This window comes from Luteitalea sp. TBR-22 (genome assembly GCF_016865485.1).
In the GTDB taxonomy this organism is placed as follows: Bacteria; Acidobacteriota; Vicinamibacteria; order Vicinamibacterales; family Vicinamibacteraceae; genus Luteitalea.
The window spans coordinates 4148351-4166970 of the sequence record NZ_AP024452.1 but is presented as its reverse complement, the minus strand read 5'-3'; the positions used below and the strand labels follow the sequence as shown (position 1 = coordinate 4166970).

Here is an 18620-nt window from a genome sequence, read left to right as displayed (position 1 = left end):
GCATCGCACCATCGCTGCATTCCCCTGACATGGCCCTGATCGAACTCGACGACGTGACGGTGGCCTTCGGGCACCGGCCCCTGCTCGACCGCTCGACGCTGCGGCTCGAGGCCGGGGAGCGCGTGTGCCTCATCGGCCGCAACGGCGAAGGCAAGTCGACGCTGCTGCGCATCGTGGCGGGTGACCTGCCGGCCGATGGCGGTCGGGTGTGGCGGCAGCCGGGGCTGCGCATCGCGCGGCTCGAGCAGGACGTCCCTCCGGGTGGCGACCGCAGCGTGTTCGCGGTCGTGGCCGAGGGACTCGGCGCGCTCGGCGAGCTGGCCACCGAGTACCACCAGGTGGCGCACGAGGTCGCCGAGCACGGCACCGCCGCGCTGATCGAGCGGCTCGGACACCTGCAGGAGGCGCTCGAGCGGCAGGACGGCTGGCGCCTCGAACAGCGGGTCGAGGATGTCGTCCATCGCCTCGACCTGCCTGCCGACGCGCCGGTGAACACGCTCTCGGGCGGCCAGCGTCGGCGCGTGCTGCTCGCGCAGGCGCTCGTGCGGCAGCCCGACGTGCTGCTGCTCGACGAACCGACCAACCACCTCGACATCGACTCGATCGAGTGGCTCGAGGGCTTCCTGCGCGAGTTCGCGGGGGCGCTCCTCTTCGTGACGCACGACCGTGCGCTGTTGCGATCGCTGGCGACGCGCATCGTCGAGCTCGATCGCGGGTCGCTGCGCAGCTACCCGGGCGACTACGACGCCTACCTCGCGACGCGCGAGGCCGAGCAGGAGGCCGAGGCGCAGTCCGAGGCGAAGTTCGACAAGCTGCTCGCGCGCGAGGAGGCGTGGATCCGCCAGGGCATCAAGGCGCGGCGCACGCGCGACGAGGGTCGGGTGCGGGCCCTCGAGGCGATGCGGCGCGAACGGGCCCAGCGGCGCGAGAAGTCCGGCACGGTGCAACTGGCCATCGACGACAGCGAGCGGTCGGGCGCCGTGGTGCTCGAGGCCCGGCACCTCGCGCACCGCTACGGCGACCGCGTCATCGTGCGCGACTTCAGCGGTCGCATCATGCGGGGCGACCGTGTGGGCATCCTCGGGCCGAACGGCGCAGGCAAGACGACGCTGCTGCGCCTGCTGCTCGGCACGCTGCCGGTGCAGTCGGGCGAGGTAGTGCGCGGCACGAACCTCGAGATCGCGTATTTCGACCAGGAGCGCGAGCAGCTCGACCCGGACGCGACGGTGATGGACACGGTGGCCGACGGGCGGCAGATGGTCGACGTGCCCGGCGGCGGCACGCGGCACGTCGCCGGCTACCTGAAGGAGTTCCTGTTCACGCCGGAGCGGTTCCAGTCGCCGGTGCGGGCGCTGTCGGGCGGTGAGCGCAACCGGCTGCTGCTCGCGCGCCTGCTGGTGCGGCCTGCCAACGTGCTGGTGCTCGACGAGCCGACCAACGACCTCGATCTCGAGACCCTCGACGTGCTCGAGGACCTGCTCCTCGGCTTTGCCGGCACGCTGCTCGTGGTCAGCCACGACCGCGCCTTCCTCGACCGCGTGGTCACCAGCACGATCGCCTTCGAGGGTGATGGCGTGGTGCGCGAGTACGTCGGCGGCTACACCGACTGGGTGCGCCAGAAGGCCGCCCAGGCGCCTGCCGCGGCGGCCTCCACGGCGAGCGTGGCCCGCGACACCAGGGCGGCCTCCAAGGCCGAGGCCGCGGCAGCCCGGGCCGCGAAGCTGACCTACAAGGAGAAGATCGAGCTCGAGGCGCTGCCCGCGACGATCGAGGCGCTCGAGGCCCGCAAGGCGGAACTCGAGGCGGCGATCAACGCGCCCGACTTCCACCGGCGCGGCGCGATCGGCATGGCGGAGGTCGCCGGGGCCCTCGAGGCCACCGAAGCCGAGCTCGAGGCGACGATGGCGCGGTGGCTCGATCTGGAGGGTCGCGCCGAAGCGGCGCGGTAGAATGACGGCTCCGAGCGCCGGGCCAGCCCGGCGCCTACATCATCGAGCGACGTAGCGGCCGAACGTGTCCGGCCGTCGTCACGAGCACAGCCCAAATCATGTCCGACGTCGACGTCAATTCGATCACCCGCGCCTCGCAACTCTGGAAGCTGATGACCGAGGCCCAGCGCAAGGGCGCGGCCGAGGCCTTCTGGAGCGAAGGCGAAGCCGGCGCCGAGCACGCCGAAGTCGTGGGGCTGCTCTCGCGCCGCCTCAACTTCCGCGTCAAGTCCGTGCTGGCGCTGCCGCTGGAGAAGAAGGTCAAGTACACCGCCGGCCTGGCCGCCGTGTCCGACGGCGTGGCCGGGCGCCTGCTGGTGACGTTCCACCTCGCCAGGCAGCGCCCCATGATGAGCGCCTTCCTGGACGCGCTCGGCATCGCGCACGACAACGGCCTGATCTCCGACGAGGCCTCGCCGGCCGTCGACGCCACGAAGCTGCCCGATGCCGTCAAGGCCATCCGCGAGCAGTTTCCCACCGAGGACGTGGACCTCTACCTCCACACCCTGCGCCTGCAGGACCACGCGACCTGGGCAGGGGTGGGGGAGTTCCTCTGACGTTTGACGTTTGACGTTTGACGCTTGACGTCAACCGTCAACCGTCACTTCCTCCATCGCCTGCTCTTCGTCGGATGCCGTGAGGTGGGCGGCCATGGCGTCGCGGGCGGCGTTGGCGTCACGCTGGCGGATGGCCATGTAGATCCGGCGATGCATCTCGGCGCGCTCGCGGAAGTTGCGGGCGCGGTCGACCGTCTCGCGGCGGCGTTCGTAGTACACCTGCGACAGCATCTCCACCAGCGACGTCAGGATCGGGTTCCCGCACGCCGCGGCCACCGCCTGGTGGAACCGGATGTCGTGCCGCAGGAAGGCCTGCGCGTCGTCGAGGGACGCGAACATGCTCGTCACCTCCTCGGCGATGGCGGCGATCTGCTCGCCGGTGGCGCGCACCGCCGCCATGCCCGCGACGCTGACCTCGATCAACCGGCGCGCCTCGAACATCTCGTCGCGCGTGAAGCCGTGCAGCGCAGCCAGGAAGTGCAGCGAGTCGCTCTCGAGCACCGGCGGCCCGTCGGCGATGTAGGTGCCGGACCCGTGCCGCGACTGGATGATGCCCATCGTTGCCAGGGCGCGCAGGCCGACCCGCACCGACGAGCGGCTCACCCCCGTTTCGACGGCCAACGCCCGCTCCGGCGGCAGGCGGTCGCCCGGACGCAACGCGCCGCGCTCGAGCAGGTCCCTGACGTATTCGACGATCGTCTCCGCCGCGCTGGTATGGGCGCGTCGGGCCGCAGACGGGAAGGGACGCGTACGCACGGAGGCGTCGCGGGCGTCCACCTCGGGGTGGACACCGGGCATGGCCGGGCCGTGTTGCATGCCGGGATTTGTATCACAAGTGTTGCAGAGGGCTTTGGGGATCGCGGATCGCAAGATCGCGGATCGGGAGACGGGGCTCCCGGCCGTCGCAGCCCGACGTAACCCCGGCCTTGCCCGACGCAGCCGCCGGCCTTGCCCGACGCAGCCGCCGGCCTTGCCCGACGCAGCCGCCGGCCTTGCCCGACGTAGCCGCCGGCCTTGGCCGGCGGTCAGCGTCAGGTCAGGGAAGGGAGCTGCCGATCAGGCGTGCTGATCGATGGTCCGTCGCACGGCGTCGTAGTCGTTCGGCAGTTCGACGGGCGAGTTGGCGAGCCTGGCGTCGATGCCGGCCAGCTGCTTCGTGTGGTACTGCAGCTTGAAGTCGCTGAACTTCAGGCCATTGGCCGTCGATACCACGACCACGCGCTGGTCCCTGGTGATCTCGCCGCGCCGGGCGAGCTTCTCGAGCACCGCCAGGGCGACGCCGGTGTGCGGGCAGTTGAACATGCCGGTCCGGTCCGCCCGCGCCGACGCGTCGGCCAGCTCCGTCTCGTTGGCCTGCTCGACGATGCCGTCGTAGGCCTGCAGGGTGCGGATGGCCTTCCGGATCGACACGGGGTTGCCGATCTGGATGGCCGAGGCCAGCGTGCTCTGCGCCTGCACCGGCTCGAAGTTCCAGCCGTTGCGATAGGCCAGGTACAGCGGATTGGCGCGTTCGGCCTGGGCCACGACGATGCGCGGCCGCTTGGCGACGACGCCGAGGGCCTGCATCATGTCGAATCCGGCGCCGAGGGCGCTCACGTTCCCGAGGTTGCCACCCGGGATGATGATCACGTCGGGCACCTGCCAATCCCACTGCTGCACGATCTCGATGGAGACCGTCTTCTGCCCCTCGAGGCGCAGCGAGTTCATCGAGTTGGCCAGGTACACGCCTTCCTCGGCCGCCAGGCGCTGCACGATGGCCATGCAGCCGTCGAAGTCGGTGTCGAGCGACAGGACGAGTGCGCCGTTGGCGATCGGCTGCAGCAACTGGGCGACCGACACCTTGCCCTTCGGAAGCAGCACGATGGCAGGGATACCGGCCGCCGCCGCGTAGGCGGCCAGGGCCGCCGAGGTGTCCCCGGTGGACGCGCATGCGATCGCGCGGACCTGCTGGCCGTCGGTGATCATCTGGCGCACCGCGGAGACCAGCACGGTCATTCCCAGGTCCTTGAAGGAGCCGGTGTGGGAATTGCCGCACTGCTTGATCCAGAGGTCGGGCACGCCGAGGCTGGTGCCGTACCGCTCGGCCCACAGCAGGTTGGTGCCGCCCTCGTCCATCGAGACGATCTGGTCGTCGCGGATGTCCGGGCAGACCCACTCCTTCTTGCCCCACACGGCCGACCCGTACGGCCAGAGGGTGCGCTTGTAGCGGTCGTCGAACAGCCGCATCCACGCCCCGGCGGACCGATCCTTGAGGGCCTCCATGTCGTGGGCCACCTCCAGGAGGTCGCCGCAGGTCGGGCAGCGGTAGAGAGGGGTGAAGAGCGGGTGGGTGCCGTGGCACCCCGCGATGCAGCGGAATGAAGCGCGGTACATAGCAGCCGATTACATATTCGTGGTCGCCATTGCACGCTTGTGTGCGGAGGCGACGCAGTGGAGTCGACCCGTGACCGCGCCGATACAAGAACCGCCCATGACACTTAGGCTTGGCACCGATCGGCAGGTACGGGTGGGCTGGTGTGGCCGTTGCAGCACCAGTGGGGCGATGCGTGTGATCGCAGCGGCTTTCGACACCCGGAAAGGACGCGCGCGGTGAAAGTAGCACACTCCCCGGAACCGGCGGAAGAACGGGTCGTCTTTCGCGACGGGCTCGGTGTGCGCGAACGTCGCGAGCTGCCCGGCGGCGAGGTCGTGGAGTGGTTCCACCTCGTGGCGGACTTCTCTGCCGCCGAGGCGCTGCTGCGCGAGCGTGTCGCGCGGCTGGCCAAGTTCCAGCACGTCAAGTTCTCCCGCATTCTCGGGCTGGAGCCCTCCGGCAAGGGCCGCGGGCCCATCCTCGTCTCGAGCCACCTCGGGGGCAGTCGGCTCGCCGAGGTGCTGGAGATGGCGGGCCACGGCCTGGTCACCTTCGACACCGGCGCCGGCCTGCACGTGACGCGCGAGGTGCTCGGCGGCCTGGCCGTCCTGCACGATTCCCGCACGGTGTCGCATGGCACCCTGGCCCCCGAGCGCATCGTCCTGACGCCGAACGGGCGGGTGGTGATGGTGGAGCACGTCCTCGGGCCCGCCATCGACAGGCTGCAGCGGCCACGCCACCAGCTCTGGCGTGAATGGCGCATCCCGACTCCTCCGGGGAACGGACAGGTGAGGCTGGACATCCAGGCCGACCTCGCGCAGGCGGGCCTGGTGGCGATGGCGGCCTTGCTCGGCCGTCCCGTCGACGAGGAGGAGTATCCCCATCGGCTGCGCGGGCTGCTGCCACTCATCCAGGACCGGCTCGCGAGATCCCCGGCCGCCGCGATCGCCGGCGACGTGGTGGCGTGGCTGGAACGCCTGGCGCCCCTCGACAGCCGCCGCGCGTTCACCTCCGCACGCGAGGCCCAGCAGGCGTACGAGGCCCTGGTGGCCGGTGGTGCCACGGCCATGGGCCTCACCTCGGCGCGCGTGAAGGGCGTCGTTGCCGCGGTGGCGGCGCTTGCGCCCGCTCCGGCCGCGGACCAGGACACGGCCCAGGCCTCGCCGGCCGTCGGAAATGCCGAGGGTGTCGCGGCTGTTGCGACCTCCGGGGCGGAGGCCGCATCGGTCACCGAGGAGGCGATCGACATCGAGGCCTTGCTGCGCCTCGAGGCGGAACTCGAGGGCGGCAACTCGCCGGGACCGGACCCGGTGACTGCGGCCGTCCGCGCCACGAGGGCAGCGCCGCCCACGACGGTGTCGCTCGAGACCCTCGAGCAGGAGCGGCGCGAGCTGCAGCAGCAGTTTGCCAGTCTCGTCGACGCCGTGGCGCCGCCGATCGACGCCGCACCGGTGCATCTGATTCCCGAGACGCCGCCCACGTCCGAGCCGCTCGTGGACGAGCGCGTGCGGTGGTCGTCGATGCCGGCCGCCGACCTCACCGACGTGCCTGCGACACCGGAACGTTCGGCCGAGGTCGCGACCGAGGAACTCGACGTTCTTCCGACGCTCGGGGCGGTCGTCGAGGATCTCGCCAGTGGTCCGGCCGACGAAGCGGTCGTGGCGCCTGCCGACCCTGCCCTTGCACCCGTCCCGTTGGAGTTGGAGCACGCCGAGCTGCAGGTTCCGGACGAGACCGAGTTGCTCTCCGACGAACTGCCGTTCCGCGTCGAGCCGATCGTCGTCATTGCGCCGGTCGAGCCGGCCCCGTCGGCTGCCATCGAACACGTCCCTGCAGATTGGTGGCGGGAAGCGCTGCCGTGGCGCGACGAGGACCACGCGGCACCGGTCGGCAGCGAGGCCCTCGGGCCCGTGGCCGGCGACGAGCCGCAGGTCGTCGACGCGGTGGAGGAGGTGCCCCCGGTCGGCGAACACTTCGGGTACCTGACCCTGGACGCCATCGAGGCCCGGGCGTCGCGGATCGGCACGGCGGAGACCGACGAGGTGGAGACCCCCTTCGCCTTCGTCGGGGATGAACCGGCGACGTTGGAATTCTCGGCCGAGATCCTCGACCTCGACGAGGAGCCCCTCGCCGCCGCCGACGAGCCGGTCCTTGCCGAGGATGCCGTGGCCCTGGCGCAAGCCGACGCGCGCGCCGACGTGCCGGTCGAGGCGCAGGTCGAGGCGCAGGTCGAGGCGCCGGTCGAGGAGCCGGTCGAGGAGCCGGTCGAGGCGCAGGCGCAGGAGCGGGTCGCGGAGCCGGTTGAGGTTCAAGTCGAAGAGCCGGTCGAAGAGCAGGTCGAAGAGCCGGTCGAGGCCCGGGCGGAAGAGTGGGTCGCGGAGCCGGTTGAGGTTCAAGTCGAGGCGCAGGTCGAAGAGCAGATCCAGGCGCCGGTCGAAGAGCAGGTCGAGGAGCCTGTCGCGGCGCAGGCCGAAGAGCCGGTCGAGGTGCAGTTCCAGGATCAGGTGGAGGAGGGGGCCGACACCTGGACCGCTCTTCTGGCCGGCGTGGAGCCGCAGGACGAGTCAACGGACGTCGACACGATGGAGGTGGCCGAGGCGCCGCCGACCATCGACGCGCCTGTACCCGACCCGGAGCCCGCGGCCGAACCCGAGCCCGACCCGTACGCGAAGCGCTCGTCGAGCGGCTTGTTCGGTGACCTGCGGCCAATCATGCTGCAGGACCTCGAGCCGGTCCAGGAAGAGGTCGCCGCCGACGGGCCGTTGCCACTGGCCGACGCGGCGCCGCTCGAGGCGGCCTCGTCGCTGTTCACGCGCGCCGACGCTGCGCCGCAGGAGGCCGACTGGCGGCATGCCTTGCTGGGCACACGGCCGGAGGCCACGCCTGCGCCGGACGAGATCGCGGACGAGATCGCGGCAGAACCAGCGGCCGGGCCGATGGCCACCGAGGACGAGGCGCCGACGACGATGGTCGCCGCGCCGGCGTTGTCTGTCGATGTGCTGGAGGTCGTTGCCGAGGCCGCACCTGTGGCGCCCTCGTCCCCGGACGACACGCCGGCCGTATCGATGGCGGACCCCGCAGCAAACGACGGGGCGCCGGTGCCCGAACTGGTGGTCGTCGACGACGGCTCCGACGGTCACGCATGGGACCAACTGAGTTCGGAGGCGCCCGTCGGCGAGCCCGACGCTGACGGTTCGCCGGCCGTGGTCGTTGACGCCGTTGCTCCCGAGGCCGTGGCGGACGTCGTGGCCGCGGCGCCTGCGGATGCCATCCCCGACGGTGAGGACCGCGATGAGGACGCCGAGCTGTCGGCGTCGTCGGTGGCCGATGAGCAGGCGGGGACGAGCGTGGCGCGGAGGAAGCGTCGGCGGTCACGCCGCAAGAAGGCGGCTCCTGCCGCGCCCGTGGTCGAGGTGCCGCCGGTGACGACGGCTCCCGCGCCTCCTGTGGTGGCCCCGGTGATCGAAGCGCCCGCGGCGGCGCTGGTCGTGGCGCCCGTGCTGCCGCCCGACGCACGTGACCCGATCGCCGAGAAGGAGCAGTTGCACGCGGTCTCGGCGGTGAGGCCGACGTCCCTGCTCGAACGTGAGGTTCCGCGGTGGACCCCGCCGGCGGACCTCGGGGCCCTGCGGCCCAGGGCGACCCAGCCGACGGCGAGCGAGATGGCCGCACCCGCGCCGGCCCGCGAACCCGCGACCGACGTCGCAGACGTCGCGCACCGCTCGGGCGGCGACGATTGGGGGACGGGCTCCTTCCCCTCGCCGGCCATGGCCTCCGGAGAGATGGTCGTGCCCGCCCGGCCATTGGCTCCGGCCGCGGCGCTCCCTTCCGTGTCGCCGGTCACGGCCCCGGCGGCGCCGGCGGCCATGCCCACGCCCGTGCCGGTCGCGCCGGTGCTGGAGATCGGCGCGTCGGAGGCGTTCCGCCCCTACGAGCCGGAGATTCGCGCCGTCGGCCTGCCCGATCTGGAGGACCTCGACTCGCGCAGCGCACGCATCCCCGTCACGACGGCCGCCGATCTGATCGGTGCCGCCTCGTCGGCGCGTCCTGCCGCGGTCGAACCGCGCGTCCTCCCCATGCCGTTGCCCGAGGTCGGGCGGCGAGGGATGAACTGGCGCCGCCTGATGGCTGCGGCGGCATTGATCACGTTGTTCAACGGCGCCGCCTTCGCGGCCTGGTGGTGGGTGCAGCCTGGTGCGCGCGGCACGCTCGTCGTCGAGACCGGCCGATCGGGCGTGGAAGTGCTCGTCGATGGCGCGGTCATGGGGCGGACGCCGTTCCGGGGCGAGGTGAAGCCGGGACGGCACACGCTGCGTCTGCGCCTGGGCGGCATCGTGCGCGAGATGCCCGTGGAGATCAGCGACGGGGTGGTCACCACCCAGACCGTCGACTGGCTGCCCGGGGGAGGCGGGCGCGGTGCGCTGCAGGTCTCGTCGAATCCGTCGGGCGCCGAGCTGTTCTTCGAGGGCAAGTCGCGCGGGAAGACGCCGCTCGTGCTCGAGGACCTGCCGGAAGGCGACCAGCAGCTGACCATCCGCAGCGAGGCGGGCATCGTCACGACGACGGCGACGGTAGTGGCCGGCGAGACCACGCCGATCGAAGTGAAGGTGTTCGCAGGATGGGTGCTCGTCGACTCGGAGTACGAGGTCGAGCTGTCCCTGAACGGCAAGAAGATCGGCGCGAGCATGGACGGGCAGATCCTGCTGCCGCCGGGCCCGTACCGACTGCGCGCGGAGAACCGGAGCCTGGGGATCGACCAGCCGCTGACCTTCACGGTCGAGCCCGGCGCGGTCACGCGCCTGTCGCTCAAGGTCTCGCCGGCCTACTACGAGGCTCCTGAGGGCGCCGAGGTGATCATCGACGGCACGTCGGTCGGGTCGGGGCCCGGTCGCATCTCGATCACGCCGGGTACGCACGACGTGGTCGTGCGCAACGCCGACGGCAGCGAGAAGCACTTCTCCGGGATCGTGCGGGCCAACCGCGCCTTCGAGCCGTAGGCACGATCGCCCTGATACACGACGGCCCGCTGCGTGTCGCGGCAGCGGGCCGTTCTCCTTCGACTAGCGCGTCGACTTGCGCGGCGCCTTCTTGGCGGCGGGCGCCGCCTTCTTGCGCGGCGCGGCCGCCTTCTTCACTGCGGCCTTCCTGGTCGCCTTGCGTGCACGGCCGGGCGTTGCGTCGGTCGCGATGGCGTCCGGCTCGTTCTCGGCCAGCGGCTCGGGAGCCTCGACGATCGTCGGGGGCGTGGCGGACTCGGGGAAGAGCTCACCGTCGTGGGCCGGCGCTTCGGGCTCGGTCGTGGGCTCGACCAGCGGCTCGCGATCGCCGAAGCGCTGGCGCCCGCGACCGCCGCGTGAGCGACGGCCCGGACGCGCGGCCGGGAGCGGCTCGCCGGGGCGCGCCACATTGCCGTTGACGTCGCCGGGCTCGTGCAGGTCGTCACCTTCGGCGACGACGCGCGCTGCGCCGCCGTCGAAGATGGGCAGTTCGGGCTCGCCCGGGGCGGCGCCCGGCTGCGCCGGGCCGGCCTCGTCGGCCAGCAACGTGCCCGGGTAGATGCGAATCACGCCCTGGCGATCGCGATCGAGGCGGAACAGCCCCTCGCGCTGCGCGTAGCGGAGCGCATCGACGATGCCGTTGTAGCCGTACTTGCGCTCGTCGAAGCCCTCGTTGTTGGCGCGGATCACCTGCTTGACCTGCCGCACGTACAGCGGCCAGCGCGACACGATTCCGGGGCGCAGGAAGATGTCGCGGATGATCGAATAGCCCTCCGCGAGTTCGCCTGCGGCCGCCGGCGACGGCTCGGCCGGTGCGGCGACGGCCTCGGCGGGAGCCTCGGCGTGGGCCTCGACGTGCGCCGGCTCGGCAACGGGGTGCGCCTCGCGCCTCGGCTCGGCGCGTCGCTGCTGGGCGACCGGCGGCGCACTCGGCACCGCGTCGGGGATCTCGACGCCTTCCTTGAGTTCCACCAGGAGGCTGCGCTCGTCGCCGCGCAGCGTGACCTGCCCGGCGCGCTCGAGCTTCTGCACGTAGTCGCGGAACGTGCTGACGCCGTACTCGCGCTCCGAGAAGGTCGAGTCGAGCTGCAGCAGGGTGCTCTTGAGGACCCCGAGCTGCGGCGTGACCTCGCGGTCGGCGAGCACCTTGAGTGCGCGCTTGACCAGCGGCATCGAGTCCTTGATGTCCTTGCTCGCGCCGCCGCGGCTGCTGCTGCCGCGCCGTCCGATCAGGTTCTCGTAGGCGATGAACTCCGTGCAGTTCTTCTGCAGGATCACGCTGGTGAAGGCGCGGCCGCCGATCACGAACACCTGGCGGTCGTAGAGCTTCAGCTTCTCGACCAGCGCCATGAAGTCGCTGTCGCCGCCGACGATCACGAAGGCGTTGATGTGGCTGTGGGTGAAGGCCATCTCCAGCGCGTCGAGCGCGAGGTTGATGTCCGCGCCGTTCTTGTCGCCACCGGGCGTCAGGTTGCGCTGGACCATCTGGATGGCGTGTTGGGTGAGCGAGCGGCTGTAGTCACCGGCACGGGTCCAGTCCCCGTACGCGATCTTGGTGACCACCTCGCCGCGCTCCTTCATCGCTTCGAGCACGGCGCCGACGTCGAAGTGGCCACCGAGGGTGGTCTTGACGCCGATCTCGATGTTGTCGAAGTCGATGAAGAGGGCGATCTTGAGGCGGGTTTCCGACAAACTGCTGGTCCTTTCCAGGCGAAGGTGTCGCCCCCGGCCGCCGGGAAAGTGAAGCAGGCGGCCCTGAGACGTCCCGGGAAGTGTAGCAGGTCGGGAGGCCGGGTACCGGGCACGGCGTTCCGGGCACCGGACTCAGGGCTCAAGGCTCAGGGCTCAGAAGGCACCGGAGCCGGGCGCAGCCCCAAGGGTAGGGCGCGAGTCGGTCGCGATGGCGGCGGGGTGGGACACCCCGCCCTGCCTGCTCTCGCTCAGGCGGTGCGAACCACCGGCCGCGGGGTCAGCAGCGAGACGACGATCAGCACCAGAAACCCCAGCGGAATGGTGACGATGCCGGGCTGGCTGAAGGGCACCAGGGCCTGTTCCGGCGGCCACCCGTACACGTCCTTGTAGGCCTGCGCGCTTGCCAGGATCCAGCCGAGCGAGCTGGCCATGCCGACCATGATCGCCGCGACGATCCCCTGCTTGGTGGTCCGCTTCCAGAACAGCAGCATCACCAGCGACGGCAGGTTGGCCGACGCCGCCACGTTGAAGGCCCACCCCACCAGGAAGGACACGTTCAGCTTCTCGAACGCGATGCCGAGCAGCATCGCGACGATGCCCACCACCACCGCTACCAGCTTGCCGGCCCGCACCTTCGCATCGTCGGTGAGCTCCATGCGCCAGACGTGCGTGAGCAGGTCGTGCACCACCGCGCCGCTGGCCGCGAGGATCAGGCCGCTCACCGTGCCGAGCACCGTGGTGAAGGCGATGGCCGAGATGACGGCGAACAGCGGCTCGCTGAAGCTGCGGGCGAGCAGTGGCGCGGCCATGTTCGTGTTGCTCACGTCGAGGGCGCCGCTGGTCATCGCGCCCAGGCCCAGGTACAGCGTGAGCACGTAGAACAGCCCGATGGCGCCGATGCCCACGACCGTCGACTTGCGGACCGCCATCACGTCCTTGACGGTGTAGTAGCGGATCAGGATGTGGGGCAGCGACGCGGTGCCGGCAAACAGCGCCAGCATCAGCGAGAGGAAGTCGAGCTTGTCGAACAGCTTTGCGCTGCGCACGCCACTGAAGGTGGGGCTGGCGCCGGGCTGCAGGAGGTCGGCGCCGGTCTGCTCGCGCGGCGTATAGACGGTGGCGACGCGCCCGCCCGAGAGCGGGCGCTTCTCCGAGGTCCACGTCTCGATCGTCGCGCCGTGGAAGGTGCGCAGGAAGGCGATCGGGCCGAGCGGGCCGGTCGACGACCCGCCGCCGGGCAGCGCCGACACCGCGCCCACCGGCGTCAGGTCATGGGCGTTGGCGCCGACGCCCTGCGGCAGGCCGTCGACGAGCGTCTGGCCGCCGCCGGTGGTGACCACCTGCGTGAGCCGTACCCGGCCGTCGGGCAGGCGACGGTAGCTGTGGATGGCACCGCTGGCCTGCTGCACCTGCAGCCATCGGTCCTCGGGCCAGTCGGGATCCACCACCACGCGCCCCGTCTGCTGCACGGCCTCCGCGGACTGCGGCACGACCGGCAGTCCGGCCGGCACCTCGAACCCGCGACGCAGGATCATCACGGTGAGCAGGAAGCAGAAGGCCACCAGCAACCCGCCCTTGATGAACTGCACCCAGGTGGTCGACACCATCCCCGCCGTGACGACGATGATCGTCACGACGACCCCGACGATCAGCACGCCGCTGGCGTGCGAGAAGCCGAGCAGCGGCTTGATCAGGACGCCGGCGCCGACCATCTGCGGGATCAGGTAGAAGAGGCTCACGACCAGCGTGCTGATCGCCGCTGCCAGCTTGATGCCGCGCGAGTGGAAACGGGCGTCGAGCGCGTCGGCGAAGGTGAACCTGCCCATCTGCTTCAGTGGCTCGGCCACCACGAACAGCGCGACGACCCAGCCGGCCAGGTACCCGATGGAGTAGAGGAAGCCGTCGTAGCCGTAGAACGCGATCATCCCGCAGATGCCGAGGAACGACGCGGCCGACAGGTAATCACCGGCAAACGCGATGCCGTTGACGAACCAGTGGATCTGGCCGTGCGCGGCGTAGTAGCCGCTGGCGGACTTGGCGCTGCGCCCGAGCCACCAGCTCAGGATCAGCACGCCGAGCACGAACGACAGGAACACGCCGACGGCCAGCGGCGAGGTGACGTAGACCATGGATGCGGGTCAGCGGGCCACGCGCAGGTACAGCGCGGCGAGCAGGAAGGCCAGGCCGATCAGCAGCAGGCCGTACAGGAGCGAAACCGGCAGCCCGGCCAGCGGCGTGGCGGCCATCGCGGCCGGCGCGAAGGCGCTGAGGGCCATGAAGCCGACGTACACGAGCAGGTACAGGCCGAAGAGCCAGAGGGCGACGCGTGGAGTGCGCATTGCGGGCGCTACTCTAACGCATAACGCCTGACGCCGGCCCTTGGGGGCACCGTGCCCGCACGTCGCGGCGTGTGCCCGGCCGCCGAACGTCAACCGTCAACCGTCAACCGTCAACCGTCAAACGTCAAACGTCATCAACCCCGCCGTTCCGGCCGCCAGGCGAGGCCGTAGTTGATGATGCGCTGCAGCAACTGCTCGTAGTTCAGGCCCGCGGCCTCGGCCGACTCGGCGAAGTCCTCGCCGTAGGCGATCTGCGGGTTGGCGTTGGCCTCCAGCACGTACATCCGGCCGTCGTCGGTGAGGCGCAGGTCGATGCGGGCGTAGCCGCTGAGGTCCAGCGTGCGGTACACCCGCTTGCAGAGGCGCTGGATGCGCTCGGCCTGCCCCGGCTCGAGGCCGGCGGCCGGGCCGCTCATGATCCCGTGTTTCTCCTGGTACGGCCCGCTCCACTTGACGCGTTCGGTGGCGATGCGCCAGTTCTCGCGCGGCAGGTTGCCCAGGTTCAGCTCCCACACCGGGAAGACCTTCAGCGACAGGTTGCCGACGATGCCCACGTACAACTCGCGGCCGGGGATGTAGCGCTCGACGATGGCGTCGGTGCCCACCGAGTGGTGGATGAAGTGCACCCGCTCGCGCAGCTTGTCGTCGCTCTCGACCACCGAGGCCTGCGAGATGCCGATCGAGGCCTCCTGCGTCAGCGACTTGACGATCAGCGGGAAGGCGAGGCGCTTGGGCCGTTGCACCGGCCGGCCGACCCGGAAGACCGCGAAGTCGGGCACCGGAATGCGGTGGTAGGCGAGCAGTTGCTTGGACAGCGCCTTGTCGCGCGAGAGCATGAGCCCGCGCGGGTTGCAGCCCGTGTAGGGGACCTTCAGGAGCTCGAGGTAGCTGACGATGTTCTGGTCGAACACCCCCACCTCGGTGAAGTTCTCCATCAGGTTGAAGACGATGTGCGGCGAGAAGTCCTTGATGGCCGCCCGGATCACCCCGAGATCGTCACCCACGCCGGCGACCCGCACCTCGTGTCCCATCACGTCGAGGGTGTTCTTGACGTCGAACTCGGTCTTCCACGGGACGGAGATGTCGTACTTGCTGTCGTCCTCGGGAGGCACGAGGTAGTCGTGCATGAGGCACAGCACGCGCAGGCGACGCATCCGTGCAGTTTACTGCATCGGGGCTTGCGGCTCAGGGCTCAGGGCTCAGGGCTCAGGACTCAGGACGAAGGACGAAGGACGAAGGACGAAGGCCCGAGAGCGAAGGGTCAGCATGCGCTCACGTGTTGCGCACGCCCGCCACGGCGCGCAGCGCCGCCTCGCCGTCGCTGCTGCGGTCGTCGGCGTGCAGCGACCACGGCCACGCGGCCGCGTAGCCCGCCCCGAGTGCCGTCGCGACGATCGCGTCCGGGGCCAGCGCGCTGCCTCGCGTCGGGTACTCGCCGAGCAGCCAGGGGGCATCGCTCCAGGGCACGGGCGGGCGACGCGCCAGCGGTGCCCGTCGCTCGAGCGGGTCGTACCAGTGGACCTGCAGCACGTCGAGACCGAGCGTCCGCACCAGCGGCAGGCCGCGCGTGCTCGCGAGGCCGACCGTGATCGGCTGCGTGGCATGCCACCGGACGTGCAACGCGAGTTCCTCGAGCACCTGCCGGAGGCGGCGCGGCGGGAGGCGGCGCGCCGGTGGACGCCACGACTGCACGAGCCAGTCGGGCTCGTTCCACAGATCCCAGCAGGCGATGGCGGGGTGCCGGCCGAACGCTCCCACCAGGGGATCCACCACCTGCCAGAGCGCGTGCCTGGCGACGGCGTCGCGCAGCACCGCGATGCGCCCGCCGAGCGCGACCTCGTCGACGATGCGGCGGGCGTCGGCCCAGGTGAAGTCCAGCAGGACGGGCATCATCCGCAGCCCGTGGGCCGACAGCAGATCGAGCGCGCAGGCCATGTCGTCGAGGACGACCGGTTGCAGGCGGGTCGGGGTGCCGTCGGGCGCGAAGTCGATGCCGGCGCGGCCGTCGCACAGGACGAACCAGCGGACGACCCGGGTGCCGGCGCGCGCGGCCCGGTCGAGCAGGTGGTGGACCTCGTCGTGGTGGCGCGTGGAGAGGCCACCGGCCGGCGACCAGGCGTTGGCGCCGAAGTCGCCGCCATAGCGGAGCCAGGGGAGGTTGAGGCCGGGAAGCAGCACGACGGCCACAGGCTAGCGGAACTTCGCGCTGGCAACCTTCGTCAACGTGTAGGCGTCGCAAGTAAGCGCTTGCACCGTGGGCGACCGATGAAAGGCCGCAGGGTTGGCCGTCTGAGGTTGTGCGTGTGCGGAACAAGGTGCAGCGACCGTTGGTGTCGGTAGCAGTCGACGGAGCCTCAAATTGCTGAGGTTTGATGGAATGGTGGCCTGACAGCAAGTGGTTACTTGCTTTCATTGTGAAACCGAGGTACAAGGTATGTCCACCGCGCGAGGCGGTGTCTCTCAACATGGACGTGCGTGAACAGTTGCTCGAAGCGGCGGTGAAGGTGTTCGCCCAGGCCGGGTTCCGGGGCGCCACCACCAGGCGCATCGCCCAGGAAGCCGGCGTCAACGAGGTGACCCTCTTCAGGCAGTTCGGCTCCAAGGAAGGCCTCATCCTCGAGGCCGTCCTGCGGGCCGTGACCCGCCTGCAGGACGAGGCGGTGCTCCCCGACATCCCGCGCGACCCGGCGGCCGAACTGCTCGACTGGACCCGTCGGCACTACGAGTTCATGCGCGGCAACGCCCGCCTGATCAAGGCCGCGATGGCCGACGCTGTCGCCCATCCCGACATGGGCTGCCTGGGCGACCGCATCAGCTCGAGCATCGAGCAGACGCTGCGCGGCTACCTCGGGCGCCTTCGCGCCGCCGGTCTCTGCGATCCGGACATCGACATCGCCGTCGCCGGCAACGTGCTCGGCGGCGTCGTCTTCGCCGATGCCATGGGCCGCGACGTCCACCCCCAGTGTTACGCGTACTCGCCGGCCGAGGCTCCCGAGCGATACGTGGCGTTCTTCCTGCGCGCGATTGGCGCGCGTGGCTCCCTCGCCGCTCGCGCGGCCGAGTCGGAAGCCGTGGTGCATCATGCCTGAGACGTCTTTTTCGTCCGTTCGCGCCGGCGCCCTGCTGCTGGCGGTCCTGGTCGCCTCGTCCGATCGAGCGGTGGCGCAGGCGCCCGTCCCGAGCACGGCGCCGGTTGCGCCCGCCCGCCGGATCACGCTCGATGACGCCCTCGTCATGGCCGAAGGGGGCAGCGAGCAGGTGGCGGTGGCCGAGGCCGGGGTGCAGCGCGCCGACGGCCAGATCTCGCTGGCCCGCAGCGCCCTGTTCCCGCAAGCCAACGGCGCGATCGGCTACCAGCGCACCCTGCAGACGCAGTTCTCGGGCATCTTCGACACCGACACGCCCGTCGAGCCCTGCGCTGGCCTGACGGTGAACCCGGGCGCGCCGATCGACCAGCGCGTCGCCGAGCTCGAACGCTACCTGCAGTGCCCTCCGCAGAACCCGTTCGGCGGCAGCTCGGACCTGCCCTTCGGCCAGCTCAACACCTGGACGGCGACGCTCCAGATCGCCCAGAACGTCTGGGACGCCGGCCAGACCCGGGCCCGCGAGCGCCAGGCGCGCGCCGGTCGCGACGCGGCGTCGTTGGGCGTCACCACGACGCGGGCGCAACTGGACCTCGACGTCGCGGTGGCCTACTACGATGCGGCCCTTGCCGATCGGCTCACGACCATCACCGAGTCGACGCTGGCGCAGGCCGAGGAGACGCTGCGCCAGATCGACGTGCAGTTCCAGGTCGGGCAGATCGCCGAGTTCGAGGTGCTGCGGGCGCGCGTGTCGCGCGACAACCAGCGCTCCGCGGTGATCCGCGCGCGCATCCAGCGCGACCTGGCCTACCTGCGGCTCAAGCAGCTGATCAACGTGCCGGCCGATCAGCCCATCGAGCTCGACGCGAACCTGACCGAGCCGCGCGGCGCGCTCGCCTCCCGATGGGCGGCGACGCTGGCGCAAGCCGAGGCGGGCTTCGCGCTCGTCGAACGCACCGCCGTCAAGCAGACCGAGGCCGGGGTGCGGGCCAGCGAGGCGGCCGTCGCGGTGACCAAGGCCGACTTCCTGCCGCATGTCACGGCGAGCTCGACCTTCATCGCCTACGCGTACGACCCGCTGCCGGCGTACAACCGGCGCGACTGGACCGTCGGCGCCTCGGTGTCCATGCCACTGCTCGATGGCGGCCGGCGCAAGGCCAACCGGGCGATCGCCGAGGCGACGCTCGAGGAGAGCCGCCAGCAACTGCAGTTGGTGAAGGAACTCGCCGAGCTCGATCAACGCAGCGCCCGCGCGACCTGGGAAGCGGCGCGCGCCGCCTGGGATGCCTCGGCGGGCACCGTGGAGGAGGCGCAGCGCGCCTACCAGATCGCCGACGTCCGATACCGCGAGGGCCTCTCGACGCAGCTCGAACTGAACGATGCGCGGCTCGCGCTCGAGCGGGCCGAGGCAGCGCGGGCCCAGGCGGCGCGGGACCTGCAATTGACGCGCGCCCGCCTCGCCCTGCTGCCCGACCTGCCGATTGGCGCCGCCAGCGGCGGCGGCGCGACGGCGACGGCAGTGGCGGCGGGCAACGCCCAGCCGCCGCAGGGATCGGCCAGCCAGGCCACCGCGGCCACGGCGACGCAGACGACGGGGACACGGCAATGAGG

At 71.0% G+C, this 18620-nt stretch carries 12 protein-coding genes; 5 read left to right on the top strand and 7 right to left on the bottom strand.

Features of this window, described 5'->3' with window-relative positions:
- Positions 1 to 29 precede the first annotated feature (29 nt).
- Both TBR22_RS17520 and TBR22_RS17515 read left to right on the top strand, forming a co-directional pair.
- Positions 30 to 1949 (top strand): ATP-binding cassette domain-containing protein, encoded by a 1920-nt coding sequence (locus tag TBR22_RS17520; protein WP_239489140.1) that lies wholly within the window; start codon positions 30 to 32, stop codon positions 1947 to 1949.
- A 98-nt stretch (positions 1950 to 2047) separates the two neighbouring features.
- Positions 2048 to 2545 (top strand): hypothetical protein, encoded by a 498-nt coding sequence (locus TBR22_RS17515; protein WP_239489139.1) that lies wholly within the window; start codon positions 2048 to 2050, stop codon positions 2543 to 2545.
- A 30-nt stretch (positions 2546 to 2575) separates the two neighbouring features.
- On the opposite strand, the gene TBR22_RS17510 is transcribed toward TBR22_RS17515, so the two are convergent.
- Together TBR22_RS17510 and thrC are read right to left on the bottom strand one after the other, a co-directional pair.
- The gene (locus TBR22_RS17510; RefSeq protein ID WP_239489138.1) at positions 2576 to 3361 is read right to left on the bottom strand and encodes a FadR/GntR family transcriptional regulator; all 786 of its coding nucleotides are present in this window, start codon (positions 3359 to 3361) and stop codon (positions 2576 to 2578) included.
- A gap of 240 nt (positions 3362 to 3601) precedes the next feature.
- The gene (thrC, locus tag TBR22_RS17505; RefSeq protein WP_239489137.1) at positions 3602 to 4918 is read right to left on the bottom strand and encodes a threonine synthase; all 1317 of its coding nucleotides are present in this window, start codon (positions 4916 to 4918) and stop codon (positions 3602 to 3604) included.
- A 279-nt stretch (positions 4919 to 5197) separates the two neighbouring features.
- On the opposite strand from thrC, the gene TBR22_RS17500 reads away from it, so the two are divergent.
- Entirely contained in the window at positions 5198 to 9895 is a 4698-nt protein-coding gene (locus tag TBR22_RS17500; protein ID WP_239489136.1) for a PEGA domain-containing protein, read from the top strand.
- Between the two features lie 63 nt (positions 9896 to 9958).
- Here the strand turns inward: TBR22_RS17500 and TBR22_RS17495 are convergent, their stop codons facing one another.
- The 5 genes from TBR22_RS17495 to TBR22_RS17475 all read right to left on the bottom strand — a co-directional run bounded on the left by TBR22_RS17495 (position 9959) and on the right by TBR22_RS17475 (position 16104).
- Positions 9959 to 11587, bottom strand: coding sequence for an NYN domain-containing protein (locus TBR22_RS17495; RefSeq protein WP_239489135.1), 1629 nt, complete (start codon positions 11585 to 11587; stop codon positions 9959 to 9961).
- Positions 11588 to 11835: 248 nt separating this feature from the next.
- Positions 11836 to 13716 (bottom strand): cation acetate symporter, encoded by a 1881-nt coding sequence (locus TBR22_RS17490; protein ID WP_239489134.1) that lies wholly within the window; start codon positions 13714 to 13716, stop codon positions 11836 to 11838.
- Positions 13717 to 13725: 9 nt separating this feature from the next.
- Entirely contained in the window at positions 13726 to 13926 is a 201-nt protein-coding gene (locus TBR22_RS17485) for a DUF485 domain-containing protein (RefSeq protein ID WP_239489133.1), read from the bottom strand.
- Positions 13927 to 14060: 134 nt separating this feature from the next.
- Positions 14061 to 15080: an ATP-grasp domain-containing protein gene (locus TBR22_RS17480; protein ID WP_239489132.1), complete on the bottom strand. Its 1020-nt coding sequence runs from the start codon at positions 15078 to 15080 to the stop codon at positions 14061 to 14063.
- Between the two features lie 118 nt (positions 15081 to 15198).
- On the bottom strand, positions 15199 to 16104 hold the full coding sequence (locus TBR22_RS17475; RefSeq protein ID WP_239489131.1) for a hypothetical protein: 906 nt from the start codon (positions 16102 to 16104) through the stop codon (positions 15199 to 15201).
- 287 nt (positions 16105 to 16391) lie between these two features.
- Between TBR22_RS17475 and TBR22_RS17470 the strand changes: the two genes are divergently transcribed.
- Positions 16392 to 17015: a TetR/AcrR family transcriptional regulator gene (locus TBR22_RS17470; RefSeq protein WP_239489130.1), complete on the top strand. Its 624-nt coding sequence runs from the start codon at positions 16392 to 16394 to the stop codon at positions 17013 to 17015.
- Positions 17008 to 18618, top strand: a complete 1611-nt coding sequence (locus TBR22_RS17465; RefSeq protein WP_239489129.1) for a TolC family protein — start codon at positions 17008 to 17010, stop codon at positions 18616 to 18618. Before TBR22_RS17470 ends, TBR22_RS17465 begins: the two co-directional genes overlap by 8 nt.
- Positions 18619 to 18620 lie beyond the last annotated feature (2 nt).

What these genes read in the sequence shown, in the direction of transcription:
- TBR22_RS17520 (WP_239489140.1), top strand. Translation starts at nt 30, where the DNA reads ATGGCCCTGATCGAACTCGACGACGTGACGGTGGCCTTCGGGCACCGG.
- TBR22_RS17515 (WP_239489139.1), top strand. Translation starts at nt 2,048, where the DNA reads ATGTCCGACGTCGACGTCAATTCGATCACCCGCGCCTCGCAACTCTGG.
- TBR22_RS17510 (WP_239489138.1), bottom strand. Translation starts at nt 3,361, where the DNA reads ATGCAACACGGCCCGGCCATGCCCGGTGTCCACCCCGAGGTGGACGCC.
- thrC (WP_239489137.1), bottom strand. Translation starts at nt 4,918, where the DNA reads ATGTACCGCGCTTCATTCCGCTGCATCGCGGGGTGCCACGGCACCCAC.
- TBR22_RS17490 (WP_239489134.1), bottom strand. Translation starts at nt 13,716, where the DNA reads ATGGTCTACGTCACCTCGCCGCTGGCCGTCGGCGTGTTCCTGTCGTTC.
- TBR22_RS17485 (WP_239489133.1), bottom strand. Translation starts at nt 13,926, where the DNA reads ATGCGCACTCCACGCGTCGCCCTCTGGCTCTTCGGCCTGTACCTGCTC.
- TBR22_RS17480 (WP_239489132.1), bottom strand. Translation starts at nt 15,080, where the DNA reads ATGCGTCGCCTGCGCGTGCTGTGCCTCATGCACGACTACCTCGTGCCT.
- TBR22_RS17470 (WP_239489130.1), top strand. Translation starts at nt 16,392, where the DNA reads ATGGACGTGCGTGAACAGTTGCTCGAAGCGGCGGTGAAGGTGTTCGCC.
- TBR22_RS17465 (WP_239489129.1), top strand. Translation starts at nt 17,008, where the DNA reads ATGCCTGAGACGTCTTTTTCGTCCGTTCGCGCCGGCGCCCTGCTGCTG.